The sequence below is a fragment of the Arthrobacter cryoconiti genome, from assembly GCF_020905375.1.
Lineage (GTDB): Bacteria > Actinomycetota > Actinomycetes > Actinomycetales > Micrococcaceae > Specibacter > Specibacter cryoconiti.
In genome coordinates this window covers 16,168-30,341 of sequence record NZ_JAJJBU010000011.1, presented here as the reverse complement: position 1 = coordinate 30,341, position 14,174 = coordinate 16,168, and the positions used below count along the sequence as shown (strand labels likewise).

Annotated in this window: 13 protein-coding genes and 1 riboswitch; of the genes, 9 read left to right on the top strand and 4 right to left on the bottom strand. The window is 58.5% G+C overall.

From position 1 onward, the window contains the following. Positions 1–219 precede the first annotated feature (219 nt). The 4 genes from LOH53_RS06490 (at position 220) to pabB (ending at position 4,393) form a co-directional block, all read left to right on the top strand. Positions 220–1,059 (top strand): methyltransferase domain-containing protein, encoded by an 840-nt coding sequence (locus LOH53_RS06490; protein ID WP_230066919.1) that lies wholly within the window; start codon positions 220–222, stop codon positions 1,057–1,059. Between the two features lie 53 nt (positions 1,060–1,112). Then, positions 1,113–1,733, top strand: coding sequence for a LysE family transporter (locus LOH53_RS06485; protein WP_230066918.1), 621 nt, complete (start codon positions 1,113–1,115; stop codon positions 1,731–1,733). Between the two features lie 85 nt (positions 1,734–1,818). Then, complete coding sequence (locus tag LOH53_RS06480; protein WP_230066917.1) at positions 1,819–2,157, top strand: hypothetical protein; 339 nt, start codon at positions 1,819–1,821, stop codon at positions 2,155–2,157. A gap of 139 nt (positions 2,158–2,296) precedes the next feature. Beyond that, a complete protein-coding gene (gene pabB, locus LOH53_RS06475) occupies positions 2,297–4,393 on the top strand; it encodes an aminodeoxychorismate synthase component I (RefSeq protein ID WP_230066916.1) in 2,097 nt (698 codons plus the stop codon). Positions 4,394–4,441: 48 nt separating this feature from the next. Here pabB and cls read toward each other — a convergent pair whose 3' ends face one another. Beyond that, positions 4,442–5,920, bottom strand: a complete 1,479-nt coding sequence (gene cls, locus LOH53_RS06470; protein ID WP_268251010.1) for a cardiolipin synthase — start codon at positions 5,918–5,920, stop codon at positions 4,442–4,444. A 127-nt stretch (positions 5,921–6,047) separates the two neighbouring features. Between cls and LOH53_RS06465 the strand changes: the two genes are divergently transcribed. Further along, positions 6,048–6,965, top strand: a complete 918-nt coding sequence (locus LOH53_RS06465) for an aminodeoxychorismate lyase (RefSeq protein WP_230066915.1) — start codon at positions 6,048–6,050, stop codon at positions 6,963–6,965. An 11-nt stretch (positions 6,966–6,976) separates the two neighbouring features. Here LOH53_RS06465 and LOH53_RS06460 read toward each other — a convergent pair whose 3' ends face one another. From LOH53_RS06460 to LOH53_RS06450, 3 genes are all read right to left on the bottom strand, one after another. Next, positions 6,977–7,624, bottom strand: a complete 648-nt coding sequence (locus LOH53_RS06460; RefSeq protein WP_230066914.1) for a Pr6Pr family membrane protein — start codon at positions 7,622–7,624, stop codon at positions 6,977–6,979. An 81-nt stretch (positions 7,625–7,705) separates the two neighbouring features. Beyond that, positions 7,706–8,995, bottom strand: a complete 1,290-nt coding sequence (locus LOH53_RS06455) for an alpha/beta hydrolase (RefSeq protein ID WP_230066913.1) — start codon at positions 8,993–8,995, stop codon at positions 7,706–7,708. A gap of 7 nt (positions 8,996–9,002) precedes the next feature. After that, positions 9,003–11,519, bottom strand: coding sequence for a bifunctional lysylphosphatidylglycerol flippase/synthetase MprF (locus LOH53_RS06450; RefSeq protein WP_230066912.1), 2,517 nt, complete (start codon positions 11,517–11,519; stop codon positions 9,003–9,005). Positions 11,520–11,522: 3 nt separating this feature from the next. Here LOH53_RS06450 and LOH53_RS06445 point away from each other — a divergent pair, with 3 nt between their 5' ends. The 4 genes from LOH53_RS06445 to LOH53_RS06430 all read left to right on the top strand — a co-directional run bounded on the left by LOH53_RS06445 (position 11,523) and on the right by LOH53_RS06430 (position 14,138). After that, the gene (locus LOH53_RS06445) at positions 11,523–11,786 is read left to right on the top strand and encodes a hypothetical protein (RefSeq protein WP_230066911.1); all 264 of its coding nucleotides are present in this window, start codon (positions 11,523–11,525) and stop codon (positions 11,784–11,786) included. A 289-nt stretch (positions 11,787–12,075) separates the two neighbouring features. Then, positions 12,076–12,195: riboswitch (SAM riboswitch) on the top strand. Between the two features lie 79 nt (positions 12,196–12,274). Beyond that, positions 12,275–12,499 (top strand): DUF1737 domain-containing protein, encoded by a 225-nt coding sequence (locus LOH53_RS06440; RefSeq protein ID WP_230066910.1) that lies wholly within the window; start codon positions 12,275–12,277, stop codon positions 12,497–12,499. Further along, on the top strand, positions 12,496–12,888 hold the full coding sequence (locus tag LOH53_RS06435) for a rhodanese-like domain-containing protein (RefSeq protein ID WP_230066909.1): 393 nt from the start codon (positions 12,496–12,498) through the stop codon (positions 12,886–12,888). The genes LOH53_RS06440 and LOH53_RS06435 overlap by 4 nt, the downstream gene beginning before the upstream one ends. 38 nt (positions 12,889–12,926) lie before the next feature. Further along, the gene (locus LOH53_RS06430; RefSeq protein WP_230066908.1) at positions 12,927–14,138 is read left to right on the top strand and encodes an O-succinylhomoserine sulfhydrylase; all 1,212 of its coding nucleotides are present in this window, start codon (positions 12,927–12,929) and stop codon (positions 14,136–14,138) included. Positions 14,139–14,174 lie beyond the last annotated feature (36 nt).

The following is a 14,174-nucleotide window of genomic DNA, read 5'->3' as shown; positions in this document are numbered from 1 at the left end:
TCAGCGGGTTTGAGCGTTCTGCACTCAACTTTACTCAATCTCATTTCCGTGTCAAATAGAGTTGAGCGTATTCGACTCAACTTTCACGTAGAGCGAACAGCGCGCGGCATAGGGTGGGGTTTCACGTGTCAAGAACGGATGTATTTGGGCCCGCGCCCGCACGGTTCCACAGTGTGGAACCGCTGGCACGGGCTGACGGTGCAGGCGTAGGCTCCCCCCATGAACGCTCACGCCAGCAACGCTCACGCCCGCAACGGCTCCGGTGATGTCTACACACACGGACACCATGAAAGTGTTTTGAGATCCCACCTATCGCGCACAGCAGAGAACTGCGCCGCTTATCTACTCCCGTACCTCCAGCCCGGGATGCGAGTCCTGGATATTGGTTCCGGGCCGGGTACCATCACCACTGACTTTGCCCGGCTGGTGGCACCCGGGCAGGTGGTGGGCATGGACCGTTCCCCGGATGTGGTTGCCGCGGCAACACTGCTGGCCACCGATCAGCACCTGGAGAACCTGAGTTTCACTACCGGCGATGTGTACGCCATGGACTTCGCGGCAGACACCTTTGACGTGGTCCACGCCCATCAGCTTCTGCAGCACGTCAGTGATCCCGTTGCGGCGCTTAGGGAAATGCGCCGCGTTGCTAGAACCGGCGGGGTGGTGGCAGTACGCGACGCCGATTTTCACGCCATGTCCTGGTACCCGCAGCTTCCTGCCATGGATGAGTGGATGGACCTCTATCAGCAGCTGGCCCGACATAACGATGCCGAGCCCGACGCCGGACGGCGACTCATCCATTGGGCGCACGCCGCCGGATTTACTGATGTGGCTCCCTCAAGCAACAACTGGCTGTACGCAACAACTGAGCAGCGCGCATGGCTGGCAGGGGTGTGGTCGGATCGAGTGGAAAAGTCTGCGTTTGCCGAACAGGCCATCGCTTACGGGCTCGCGGACAATGCCGCCTTGGCACGGATTGCAGCGGGATGGCGGGAGTGGGGCCAGTCCCCTGATGGCTGGTTTGTCATGCCAAACGGGCAAATAATCGCTCGAGCCTAATGCGCCGTAGTGTGGCGAAAATGACGCCGTCCTGCAGACCGTAAGCTTGGCTGGTGGAATTTACCTTATGGCTGGGCCTGGTCGGTGCCGGCGCAATGATCAGTCTGACGCCGGGCGCGGGCGCCATCAACACCATGTCCAACGCGCTTTCATCCGGCTTCCGGCGCTCCTTCTGGGGCATCTTGGGCCAGCAGTTGGCCCTGGTAATCCACGTGATCATCGTGGCCGCTGGTGTGGGTCTGCTGGTATCTAGCTCGCCCTTCCTTTTTGCCTTGGTCCGCTATGTGGGCGCCGCGTATCTGGTGTATCTGGGGATTCGTAAATTATTAGCGAAGACCGAGAAGGACGACGCCGGTGACTCACCTGCCGCCGTCGAGTCGGGTTTTTCGATGTTCCGCCGCGGGCTGTGGGTGAACCTTCTCAACCCCAAGGCTATTGTTTTCTTCCTCGCGTTCATGCCTCAGTTCATCCGGCCGGAGCGGCCGTTGATGACACAGTACGTGGAGTTGACGGCCACCGTGGTCGTCATTGACATCCTTGTTATGTGGTTCATTTTTGCGGCGGGCGCCAAGCAACTTAAACACCTGACCACCAGCGATCGCGGGCAGCTGATCCTCAACCGCATCTTCGGCATTTTGTTCATTTGCGTGGGCATTTTGTTAGCACTGATCTAAGCCGGCATGAACGACAGGGCGTTTCCGGTGCTGCCCTGCTCGCAGAACTTGCACAGCTACTGCGTTTCCCGGCAGAATCCACTACGTGAACACCAACGGATTCGGCCATCCCCCCGTGCCTTCAAGTGACGCGGCCAGCCTTCGCGAACCCATGCCGTGGATGAGCCGGCGCCAGACCGGAGGTCCATACCGGCTGCCGGGCCTGCAGTATCCGCTTGGCGCTCTGATTTATGGTCTGGTTTTCGTTTCCTTGGGTATTATTGCCCTGCTCTACACGGCAGGGGCCGGTTCAGAAGGGTTGGCTGCTGGCGTCTGGATATTGCTCATCAGCGCCGGACTCGGCGTCTGGATGATCGTCATCGCGGCAGTCCGTTGGCCCTGGTACCGCAAATACGTCCAGCTACACGGCCATCCACCTTTCTAGAACCTTCGGGCCAACTCGGCTCCTGCGTCTAGATAGACTTTGTTCATGAGGACCCTGTACCGCAGCGACACGCCCTGGAACTCGGCGGCCAGCGGCGCAGCACGTTCCGCCGCCACCCCTGAGTTGCGCGAGCCCACGCGTGACTAATGCCCGCCGCCCGGTCATCATCGCCATCGATGGCCGCTCCGGCTCAGGAAAAACGACGCTCGCCGTGGAACTGGCAGCCCTGTTGCGCCGCCACCGGAGCGTGTCTCTGTTCCACCTTGAGGATATTTACCCGGGCTGGGATGGGCTCGCCGACGGCGTGGACCGCTACATCACCACCGTCTTGACCCCACTGCATCGCGGACTTAGCGCAACCTGGACGGCATGGGACTGGGCCAATGGGAAGGACGGCGCCTCCCGCACTACCGTTGCGGCCGACGTCGTACTGGTGGAAGGGGTGGGGGCTGCTCACCTCGGGGCCAGGGATCTGCTGGATGCGTTCATTTGGGTGGACGCCCCCTCCTCTGTCCGCAAGGAGCGGGCCATGGAACGTGATGGGGACACCTACGCACCGTTTTGGGACCGTTGGGCCACTGCGGAGGAGCTATTTTTTGCCCACGACGCCGCCGCTGCCGCGGACATCGTGGTGGACACCTCGCGCGGGGTTGGTGCGTCACCGGAGCGCGTACTCGCAGCACTGACGGAACTTGCCACACTGGAATCCCTGCTGGCACCGGAACTGGCACGGCGCCGTGGGTTAGAACTTAGCGTGGAGCGGATACAAAACTATCCCGAGCCCGAAGGAATGTTCGCTGCCTTGTATGGGGAATCAGGGAACGCCGTATGGCTGGATAGTTCAATCGCAGACCAGGCGGGCGCGCTCGATCAGCCCACCGGTCGCGCACGTTTTTCCATCATGGCTGATGAATCAGGAAGCTTTGGCCGCACGGCCGAGCACAGCGCTGGCGTCACGACGGTACGTTCCGGCGAAGTCACCACCCGTATCCGGGCACCATTTTTTCGTTGGCTGGATACCGTGTGGGGTAGAAAGGCCGTGCGAGCCCCTGCACACTATCCTGGCGAATTCACACTCGGCTGGCTCGGCTGGCTCGGCTACGAGCTCAAGGAAGAAAGCATGCGGAGAACGCAGAACGCCGCAGATCCTCTAGACCCGGGACCACAGTCTTCGGCAATGCTGCTGTTCGCGGGCCGGGCTCTCGTGTTCGACCACCAGGAGAGGTGTTTGTTCCTGTTGACCCTGGTGGACCCCAATAACCAATCTTCCCCGGACGAGGCAGCTCTTTGGCTGCGGCACGTTCATCGGGTGCTGGCTGCGGCACCCGCTGTCCCTGTTCCTGCCTCTGCCCCCACGCCGCGAACTACTCTGACTCCGTCACCCACTTTTACTCTGCGGGACACGGAGCGCCGCTATAAAGACATGATCGCAGCAGCCCACGAGGAGATTCGGGAGGGAAATTCCTACGAAGTGTGCTTGACCACACAGTTGCGTGCGCACTCCCTGGAACAGATCGATGCGTGGGAAACGTACCGTGCCCTGCGCCGACGCAGTCCGGCACCATTTGCTGCGTTCTTGCGCTTAGGATCGCTGAGCGTGTGCAGCACGTCGCCGGAACGGTTCCTGCGCATGGATTCGGCTGGGCTGATGCGTGCCGAGCCCATTAAGGGTACGCGTCGCCGTGACCGGGACCCAACGGTGGACGCCGCGCTGCGCCACGATCTGTGCACATCGGAAAAGGACCGGGCGGAGAACGTGATGATCGTAGATCTGCTGCGCAACGATCTCTCCCACTTTGCCTTGCCGGATACTCTCACCGTCCCACGACTGTGCGCCCTTGAAAGTTATGCGAGCGTTCATCAGCTGGTGAGCACGATCGAGGCACGGCTGGCTCCGGGGCGCTCACGCGCGCAGGCCCTGGCCGCGGCATTTCCGGCCGGGTCAATGACAGGCGCACCCAAGATACGCACCATGTCCATTTTGGAAGAATTGGAATCTGGGCCCCGCGGAGTATATTCCGGGGCAATCGGCTATTTTTCCCTCAATGCCGCCACGGATCTATCCGTCACGATCCGCACGCTCGTCCTCGTAACGGCCGACGACGGCGGCACGCACCTGTCGCTGGGAGTCGGAGGTGCCATTACGGCCGACTCCGACGACGAAGCGGAGTGGCAGGAGATCCAGGCTAAGGCTTACGGTGTTCTCTCAACGCTCGGGGCAGAGTTCCCAAGCTAGAAACGCCGTGTCCAGGACTTGGACTGTGAGCTGTGAACCGTGCGCCTACTAAGCAACCGTCGCCGTCAGTCGAGCAACGTTGTCAACGTATCTGGCCAGGATGGGCCGGTTTACCCACTCTTCCAAGTTCAGTTCCCGACAAACGCTCCGGTACTCCTCTTCAACCTCGTGCATCTGTTTGACCACATCTTTATCGATCATCATCACGGACACTTCAAGGTTGAGGGAAAAGCTACGCATGTCCATGTTGGAGGAGCCGATGATCGCCACGTCTTGATCAACAGTAAAGTGCTTAGCGTGCAGTACCAGCGGTTTGGGGTACAGGAAGATCCGCACCCCTGCCTTCAACAAGGCCTCGTAATAGGAACGCTGAGCATGATGGACCAAGAACTGATCTCCAACTTCGGACACAAATAGCTCCACGTGGACCCCGCGCTGGGCCGCCGTCGTAATCGCGTAAAGCAGGGAGTCATCCGGCACAAAATACGGGCTGGAGATAGTGACTCGTTCCTGCGCCGAATACAGCAAAGTGTTGAACAGCCGTAAATTGTTTTCAGTGACAAAACCTGGCCCGCTGGGCACAACCTGACACAGCACGCCGCCGGTGAATGAGTTCCAATGGTGCGTCGCGAGCTGCGATTCGAGGTTTTCCTCCGTCTCACTGGACCAGTCGGTGGCGAACATGACGTTCAGCGTCCCCACTATCGGACCTTCCAGCCTGGCCATGAGTTCCACCCATTGACGGCCAATCTTGGCATTGTGTTTCTTGCGATACGTCGGCTCTATGAGGTTTTGTGAACCTGTGTAGCCAACTCGCCCATCCACCACCAGAATTTTGCGGTGATTGCGCAGATCTGGGCGGCGCCATTGACCTCTTACGGGTAGTAGGGGCAGCATACGCCGCCACAAGATCTTGCTGCCTTCCAGACGGCGGATCATCCCACGGTAGCCCGGAACCCGCAGCGAACCGATATGGTCAAAGAGCACGCGGACACGCACGCCACGTTGCGCAGCCGCCTCCAATTCCCGGAACAGGTTCTCCGTTGCCGAGTCTGAGCTCATGATGTAAAACTCAGCGTTAACGTAGTCAGTGGCGGTGCGCACTTCCGCGGCCATGGCGTCCAAAGACTCTTGATAGCCGCGCACTAGCTGTACCTGGTTCCCGCCCAATGCAGGAAAGTACCCCAAGTTCCGGTTAAGTTCGACGGCGGAATTTATCCAGGCTGGACCGTCATAGGCGGGCACCTGCTTAGCAATTTCGGCGGTGCCTTCTACAATGCGGATGTTGACAGAGTCTTGAGTCTGACGCCTGTGCCGCGAAAGCCGGAAATTTCCGAACATGAGGAACAGCAAGAAGCCAATGTAGGGCAGAAAGAAGATGCACAGCAGCCATGCCATCGCTGTCGTGGGGCGGCGATTGCCGGGGATCACACCCAACACGACGATGCGAATAATGAGGTCCGCGAGCACCACCAGCACAGACACCCACGCACTGGGTGTGGGCACTGTCAACGTCGTCCAAATCAAGCAGGCCTCCTGGTCGCCAACGTGGGTGAGCCCAGCCTACCGGCTGGGCGCGATCAGCCTGGTTGTGACGCACCTGAGACACACCTGGGACACACCTGAGACACAGTATGCGCATTATGCTCGCTGTATGACTGTTTTGGTGTTTTTGGATCCCGCATTTTTTGACGGCCGCATTGTCGACGCCCACGTTCCTGCCATCATGGCCACGGATCAGGGGGTAACTCGCGGAGACGGCATCTTTGAATCGCTGCTGGCCGTCAATGGGGTCCCGCGCAAGCTCCAAGCGCATCTTGACCGCTTGGCCGGCTCTGCCCGGTCCATGCAGCTCACCCTTCCGGACGCGGATATCTGGAAGCGTGCCATTGCCACTGCTCTCACCACTTTTGTTGCAGCGTCGCCACAAGCCCCTGATGAGCACGGCAACACGAGTGTGCTCATCAAATTGATATGCACCCGTGGTCCCGAGGGCGAAGAAACCCCGACCGCCTGGGTTGCGGCCTCCGCTGTCTCGCCCGTGTTGGCGGCCCAACGCGAGAAGGGCTTGGACGTGCTGCTGCTGGACCGAGGATACGAGAGCACCATCTCCTCCCGCGCCCCATGGTTGCTGCTTGGCGCCAAGACACTCTCTTACGCTGTGAACATGGCTGCGCTGCGCCACGCACATGCCAACGGCGGCGATGACGTCATCTTCATCAGCGGTGACGGGCAGGTGTTGGAGGGGCCGACGTCGTCCGTCCTGCTGGCGCACGTCAGCAACGACGGTGGAAAAACGCTCAAGAGGCTCATCACACCGAGTCTGGATAACGGAATTTTGCCCGGCACCACCCAGGGAGCTTTGTTTGCCGCGGCAAAGGACGCTGGCTGGGAGTTAGGCTACGGTCCGCTTGAGCCGCGCGACCTTTTCGACGCCGATGCCGTGTGGTTGATTTCCAGCATCAGACTTCTGGCCCCCGTGAACACCATTGACGGGGTGGAAATTGGCACTGCCGATGTCCGGGCAGCCCTGACATCGGAACTTTCTGCGCTGCTGGCACAAACTCACTAAGACTAAGGAACTCACCCGGTGCGGGCTGGGTCCAAGGGCCTGAGGGGACGCAATTTATTTCCGGCTACCAGCAGCACAAAGCTGACAACCAAGAAAGCGAGCGCGATCCCCAAACAGGTCAGTGTTACAGCCTCATAACCCCCAATTGCAGGGTTGAGGAACGGGTAGGCATACCAGGAAGTGGCGGCACCACGGATCAGTGAATAAGCCAAGTAGGCGAGCGGAACCAACACCATAAGGCCTATGCCCCGCAGGGCGAGTGGTTTCCGGGGCGAGAAGATCAACCAGTCCAGCACCACAGCCACTGGCATGACGAAGTGCAGCCACGAATTGATCCACGGCAGCAACGAGCCTAAGTCGACGTTGCGCAAGAGGGCACTAAACACGATTCCCACCAGCGCCATGCACACCACCGAAACGCAACGCAACAGCTGCCAACCAGGACCAAGTTCCTTCCCGCGCCACGTCAGCACGGACTCCACCAGGAGTACGACGCCAGCCAAGAGGTTGGAGAGGTTCGTGAAATAGCTAAAAAAATTGAGCACGTTATAGCCAAGGCTGATGTGAATAAGCAGTTGCGTGCCCACGGCTATTAACGTCACGGCGCCAAACATGAATCGTACTGTGGCAAAGAAGCGGCGGGATCTCATGGCACTCATATTCTCACGTGAGCAAGGCAAAATGTGTCAGCTTTCCATTGCAATGTGCCGCGCCACAAACATTCTGGACATCGCGCCGTATCAGCGGCTCAATCCCAGGCGTGGATACAGGACTTCAAAGCCCTTTTCAAGGCCCCCGTTAAGGGCCCCAATCACATGGCCGCCATTGAGCACTTCGAAGTATGTGGTGTTCATACCGGCGGCTTGGGCGCCAGCGGCGACGTTCGTCGCGGCGGCCACATAGAAAGGATCGTCAGAGCCCACGGTGAAAATGGCGGTGTGGTCCTTGAAGTGTTTGCCCGCCATGATATTCAACGGCTTCTGCGCGTCATAAGCCGCTTGGTCTCCATTGAAGATTTCCGCAAGAGTGGCCCCCGGGTTTTCTGCTCCCGGAAATTCTTCCCCGGAAATATCTAGCACATTGCCGAAGACATGCGGATACTTCGCGGCTAGCGAGATGGCACATTGGCCACCGTTGGAATAGCCTGCAATGCTCCAAAATTTGGGGTCTTGGAGGATGCTCAAATTTTTCTTGGCAAAATCCACCACGTCCTTCATGAGGTACGTTTCGACGTTGCCGTACGTCGTGGTGTCCAAACACAGGGTGTCCTGTTGGTCCGGGCCAATCTGGTCCGCCACCACCACGATGGGAGCCAGTCCCTGGTGGGCGGCGGCGTACCTGTCCAAGACGGCGCCAATGAACGAGGTGTCCGGATTACCCGGTTGACCCATCAACATGATCACCAGCGGCAACCGTGGCGGATTGGCAGTCCTGGCCGCCGGAGGCAAGTAGATTCCTGCCGGCCTGGCAACGAATCCCGACTTGGTGTTGGGAATCTGTTGGACTCCCTGAAGACCCGTGACTGGCATGTCCGCCGGTGGCTTCCAACTTTTCCACAGCGGCACCTTGTCATCGGCGTCACTCTTCTTAGCAGGTTGCGGCAGAGCCATGTTCTCCGTCGTTGAGATGCCGAGCAATGCCCCCAGGTTCCGGTTCAGTCCAAACTCGGCATTGATCCCAATCCCGGCCACCAGCAAGAAAACGGGGATGGACAGAGCTGCCAACCATTTGCGCCACCTTCTGCTCCCGGTAAAACTAACTACGGTCAGCCCTAGTGCGGCAAAGGCTCCAATAAACCAAAATCTCATACCGAACTTGATCGGTACCTTGAATACGTCCCAGACATCAACCATCAGCCAGAGGAGAATCGCTCCAACGATTGCTCCCACACCGACAGCACCTAGTGCCCGCAACGTCCAGCGGCCGCTGGGTCGCATAAAGAGGACGATGAAGAGCACAATTCCGACGGCGGCTGCGCCATAGACGACTTTCGGGCCACTGATGTCAGCACCCAGTAGTGCATTTAGCATTTTCCACTCAATCCCGGGCTGGTTCTTTGTTCGTCATTTGCCGCAGAAATCCAGCGCTTTGGCGTGCTGAGAGCCCCGGCAGGTACGCAGCAGTGATAGCCAATCCGATGGCTGGCAGTGCCAGTGGATCTTGGTAATACATGTACAGCGTTTGATGCATCGGCTGGAAACGAGACTTGAAGGCAGCGAGGGATTTGAAGCCATACATGGGTTCTAGTGCGTTGCCCAGTATGACCAGTACCTTCTCTATTGCCGACGGCTCACCATCGGTCCCCAGAGAGTCAGCATTGGCCAGCGGCGAACCAGAAAGAGAAATCATGGGAACCTGCGCCTTGAAATGAGTGATGGCCGAGGCAATGAGGAATTCCATGACACCCTTAAACCCATCAGTACGCCGTCTCATGAAATCCAGCGTCCAGCCAGAAATCTCCCCCTTTGTAAAAACTGGCAGCCAGCTGGTGACCCCGTGGACCAGTCCATCGTCGTCGACCGCTACACAACATAGAACCTGATCGTCTTTGAGCTCATCAAGTCCACCGAGCGTGAAGCCCATTTCTGGCAAGGACTTATCTGACACCCATTCCTCGGAGATTTCCGCCAGCTGAGCCCGGATACCCGGAGGCATAGCAGAGTAGGCGTACCAGCGGTCTTTGATGCCAAGTTTGTCGGCCCGGTTCAGTGCAGTGCGTACGTTCTGCCATTCCTTGCCTTTGAACGTCATTGCCTCAATATTGAGCAACGTTTCCTCGGCTACCTCTAGCCGATCAAAATTCAAGCTATCCAGAGCCTCCCCCAGCTGACCCGTCGCTGAATAGAAACAGGGGATAAGTCCTTGTTCAATGCAATGAGCCACGAACTCTCCGGCTGCCCCACTTTGTCCCTCCTGCACGCCAAAAGGGCCCGCTACGCTCAGAGCCACGCCATTATGCACTTGGTAGGCCACAGCATTTCTGCCATCTGCGCTGTACCAATAGGCGTTGTTGGCCCACAGAGCCATCCAAGACAGCGAGCCGCCCCCTTCTTGGAGCAACGTGCGCACTTTCGCATCGCCGGCTGCAGTCTTTTGTGTATCGGCGCTGTAGAGACGCAGATTCTGGAAAGCTATCAGCCCAAACACCAGCCAGATGAGCGCGCCGCCAAAACCGTAAATCAGCACGCTGACCAGTCCTTGCGGAAGTTGAACTACAAACGGCAGCGGGAAAGGAATAAGAATATGCGTCAGCTGCGCCAGGAGGTCCGTAACGTTCAGACGTCCCAGATTTCCTTCCGAAAACCACATGATCACATAGAGCAGGGCCACAAGGACTGCCACCCCTACTGTTACGCGTAATAAGTTTTTGGCGGCCAAAATGCCCGATGACACTGGAAACCGCCTCCGGTGCACGAACAGGAGCACGGCGATCGCGGCTGGCACCGCGACCGCAGGCAGGATGTAGATCACCACGAACCGCTTATCCAGATCTGCAAATTCAAGATCGGGAGCTAGAAGAAATTCTACGAAGGCGAACAATGCAACCAACGCAACCAACGCGTTAATCACCAATGCCGTCCACAGTGCTAAACGGCGCCCCCGGCGCAGACCCTCAGAACACATCACCAGCAATAACAACGGAATGAAGGAGAGCACAGTGGCTCCGACACTGCTGACGCCCAGAAGTGACTGCAGCTTCATGCACGCATCATCGAAATCGCACAGTTGACTCAACTCACCTGTGTCCGGACGCGCTTGCAGCGTCAAGAGCCCCACTGTGGACAGCGGACCTACGGCAAACCCTGCCGTGATCTGAGACAAAAACGGCCCAATCGCGAACACGCCGACGATCGTGGCCAGCAGAAACCGCGTCTCACGCAAAGACGGACGAGTGAAGAGCCTGCCCGTGTGGACACGCTGTCCTGTGCCAAGAAGACGGCCAGCGAGAATTCCGAACACTGCCCCGGCCAGAAGTTGAAGTGACTCTGCATTGCCCAGGTACAGGGCGAACATCACGGAGAGCGCCAACAGCCACGTCCGAATGCGATGGCGCCACAAATTGTTCAATGATGCGGTGGCAGCCCCGAGGGCCGCCACACCTCCACCAAAAGCGCCCACCACATAGTTTCCTCCTAGAAAGGCAAGCCATGCGTCATTATTGGCAGTCCCCAACGCCACTATCACCGCCAAGACTGCCGAGCTGACCACACTTCCCAAGACGAACATCGACGCGGCGCGCCAAGAGCCGACTATTCTCTCGGCGATGCCGACGCCTATACCAATGGCGAGCAAGGAAATGATCATGCCCTGCCAGGACGCGGCAAAGAAAGCGCTGGTCAAAAGCGTCCACCACGCCACCCACACATCGTCCAGATCCAGTCCGACGGCGGTGAGCACGTCCTCGGATGGCCCCCCGCTTAGTCCCCCCGTAACTGCCGTGGCAACCATCACCAACAGCAATAGCACGAGAGTTGCCGGAGACTGCCGCGCAACAGAGCTGAGTTTCGCCATCCGCGACCTGGACTCAGCGGCGGCGAGGGGCTCGTTTGTCATCTCGTGTCCTTCGGTGTTCTGCTCGTATCAGGAGATGGCCAGAAACTACGAGCTCCACAAAAAGGATCGTTCATCAACTCTTTGCTCCCATGGCACACCGCCATCTTGGCCATTCTCCCCATCATTGAAAATGATACAGCGCAGCTGTGGGCAGCGCTCCCGCGATCACAAGACAGCCTTGACAAGGATCGATCGCGACTGGTGGATGGTGGTTCTGCGGGGCTTGGCCGCTATCTTGGCCCTGAGCAGTATATTTTCCACGATTAAAGAAAAATAGTTGAAGACCCGCAAAGGCGGGTCTTCAACTATTTATGAAAAAGTGGAGGACATACGGGTCGAACGTATCGAAGGCACCCCAGTGGTGCATCCCCCTCGGTTCTTTTCACACTGTTACGACCACTTTCAATCTGGTCCACGCGTCTAGAACACTTAGACAATAGCACATCACCCGACCCACGAAAGGATCTAGGAGACCAACGGGGCCCTCTGTCACATGGCGCCATAAACGTCTTCGTGACTTCGCTTGGACACTGACCACTGTGTTATTTTTCAAGTGAGTAATGAGCGCCAGCATTAAGCCCTGACTAGCTGGCCGGCAACCCTCTTTCCGGCGGGGTGCCTCAGGTGACTACTCGGCAACCCGGCAATCTATGGCTGTGGCTTGCAAGCGCGAACCCCGATGTGTCCTCAAAATGGGTCCAACCGCCCACGAGCGTCCGCGTGCTGCAACCTCGCCTCTGCACTCAGGAGCACGCATGTCAGCTGATCAATCCCAACTCGCTTACCGGCTCATCACTGGCCCCGATGACCAATCCTTTTGTGAACGGATATCCGCAGCCCTCGGCGAGGGCTATGTGCTCCATGGTTCTCCCGCAGTGACTTTCAACGGCACAAGCGTAATCTGCGCTCAGGCAGTTCTCTTGCCTCATCCGTTGACTTTGGCAGCAGACATTGGGCGGACCAATGAGGTGTCCGCATGAGCTACGCAGGCGATCTGACGCCGGCACAAGCCTGGGAAAAAATTGAAACGGGAGCGGTTTTGGTTGACGTGCGCACAGCTGGCGAATGGACGCACATCGGTATTCCAGATATTTCAGCCCTGGGTTCTGATCCCGTTTTCATTGCATGGAGTTTTGCCACTGGCGAACTAAACCCTGACTTTCTTACCCAGTTGGGCGCCGCGGTGGGCCCGCAGACTCCGGTGGTGCTCCTGTGCCGCTCCGGAGCACGCTCCGTTGCCGCCGCGCAGGCCGCCACGGCTGGCGGGTATACGGCATTCAACGTTCTTGAAGGCTTCGAAGGCGCACCTGACACATACGGGGATCGCGTGATCAACGGTTGGAAAAACCGTCACCTGCCTTGGAAGTAGCACTCTGGACTATCTGCGAGAGCAAAGGAAAAACCCAATTGAGCAATTTTAATGGCAACGCCGCTTCCTGGAAAGAAGATACCCAGGCGGTCCGCGGCGGGCTGGACCGCAGTAACTTCCACGAAACTTCAGAGGCCATCTTCTTGAACTCCGGATTCGTTTACGAGTCAGCGGAGGCCGCAGAAGCATCTTTCACCGGTGAGGTGGATCGGTTTGTGTATTCGCGCTATGGCAACCCGTCGGTGGCCACGTTCCAAGAACGGCTGCGCCTACTTGAAGGAAAGGAAGCCTGCTTCGCGACAGCGTCTGGCATGTCAGCTGTCTTCACGGCCTTAGGCGCGCTGCTCGCTGCCGGGGATCGTGTGGTGGCCTCACGTTCATTGTTTGGCTCCTGCTTTGTAATTCTCAACGAGCTACTCCCCCGTTGGGGCGTCGAAGCCGTGTTTGTTGACGGCGTCGATCTGGAGCAATGGCGGCAGGCACTCTCCGTTCCCACGACCGCAGTCTTTTTTGAATCCCCCTCAAATCCCATGCAGGAAATTATTGATGTGCAGGCGGTGTGCGACCTTGCCCACGCCGCAGGCGCACAGGTGGTGGCTGACAACGTGTTTGCCACGCCGCTGCTCCAACGATGCGGCGATTTCGGGGCCGACATCGTGGTGTACTCAGGTACTAAACACATTGATGGGCAGGGCCGGGTATTGGGTGGTGCCATCCTCGGCAGCAAAGAATTCATCAACGGTCCCGTCAAGAACCTGATGCGTCACACTGGCCCGGCCCTGTCAGCATTCAATGCCTGGGTGCTCACCAAGGGTTTGGAGACCATGGGCCTGCGCGTAGCCCATTCCTGTGCCAGCGCACTGGCCCTGGGCGAATTCCTGCAGTCGGCGCCACAGGTCAGCCGCGTTATCTATCCACACTTGCCTTCCCACCCCCAATACGAGCTGGCTAAGAAGCAGATGAAAGCTGGCGGCACAGTGCTCACCTTCGAGTTGGCCGAGCCTGCCAACGGAACTCGCAAGGATGCGGCGTTCGCCCTGCTCAACGCCTTGCGGATCGTAGACATCTCGAACAACCTCGGCGACACCAAGTCCTTGATCACCCACCCAGCCACCACAACTCACCGCGCCATGGGTCCACAAGGGCGCGCCGCCATCGGCCTCTCCGACGGTTTCCTGCGTCTATCCGTGGGGTTAGAGGACTTGACTGATCTTCAAGCCGATCTGACCCAAGCTCTGGCCGCCATCTGACCCTCGGTTACATCCGGGGCACTTCCACCCAACCCT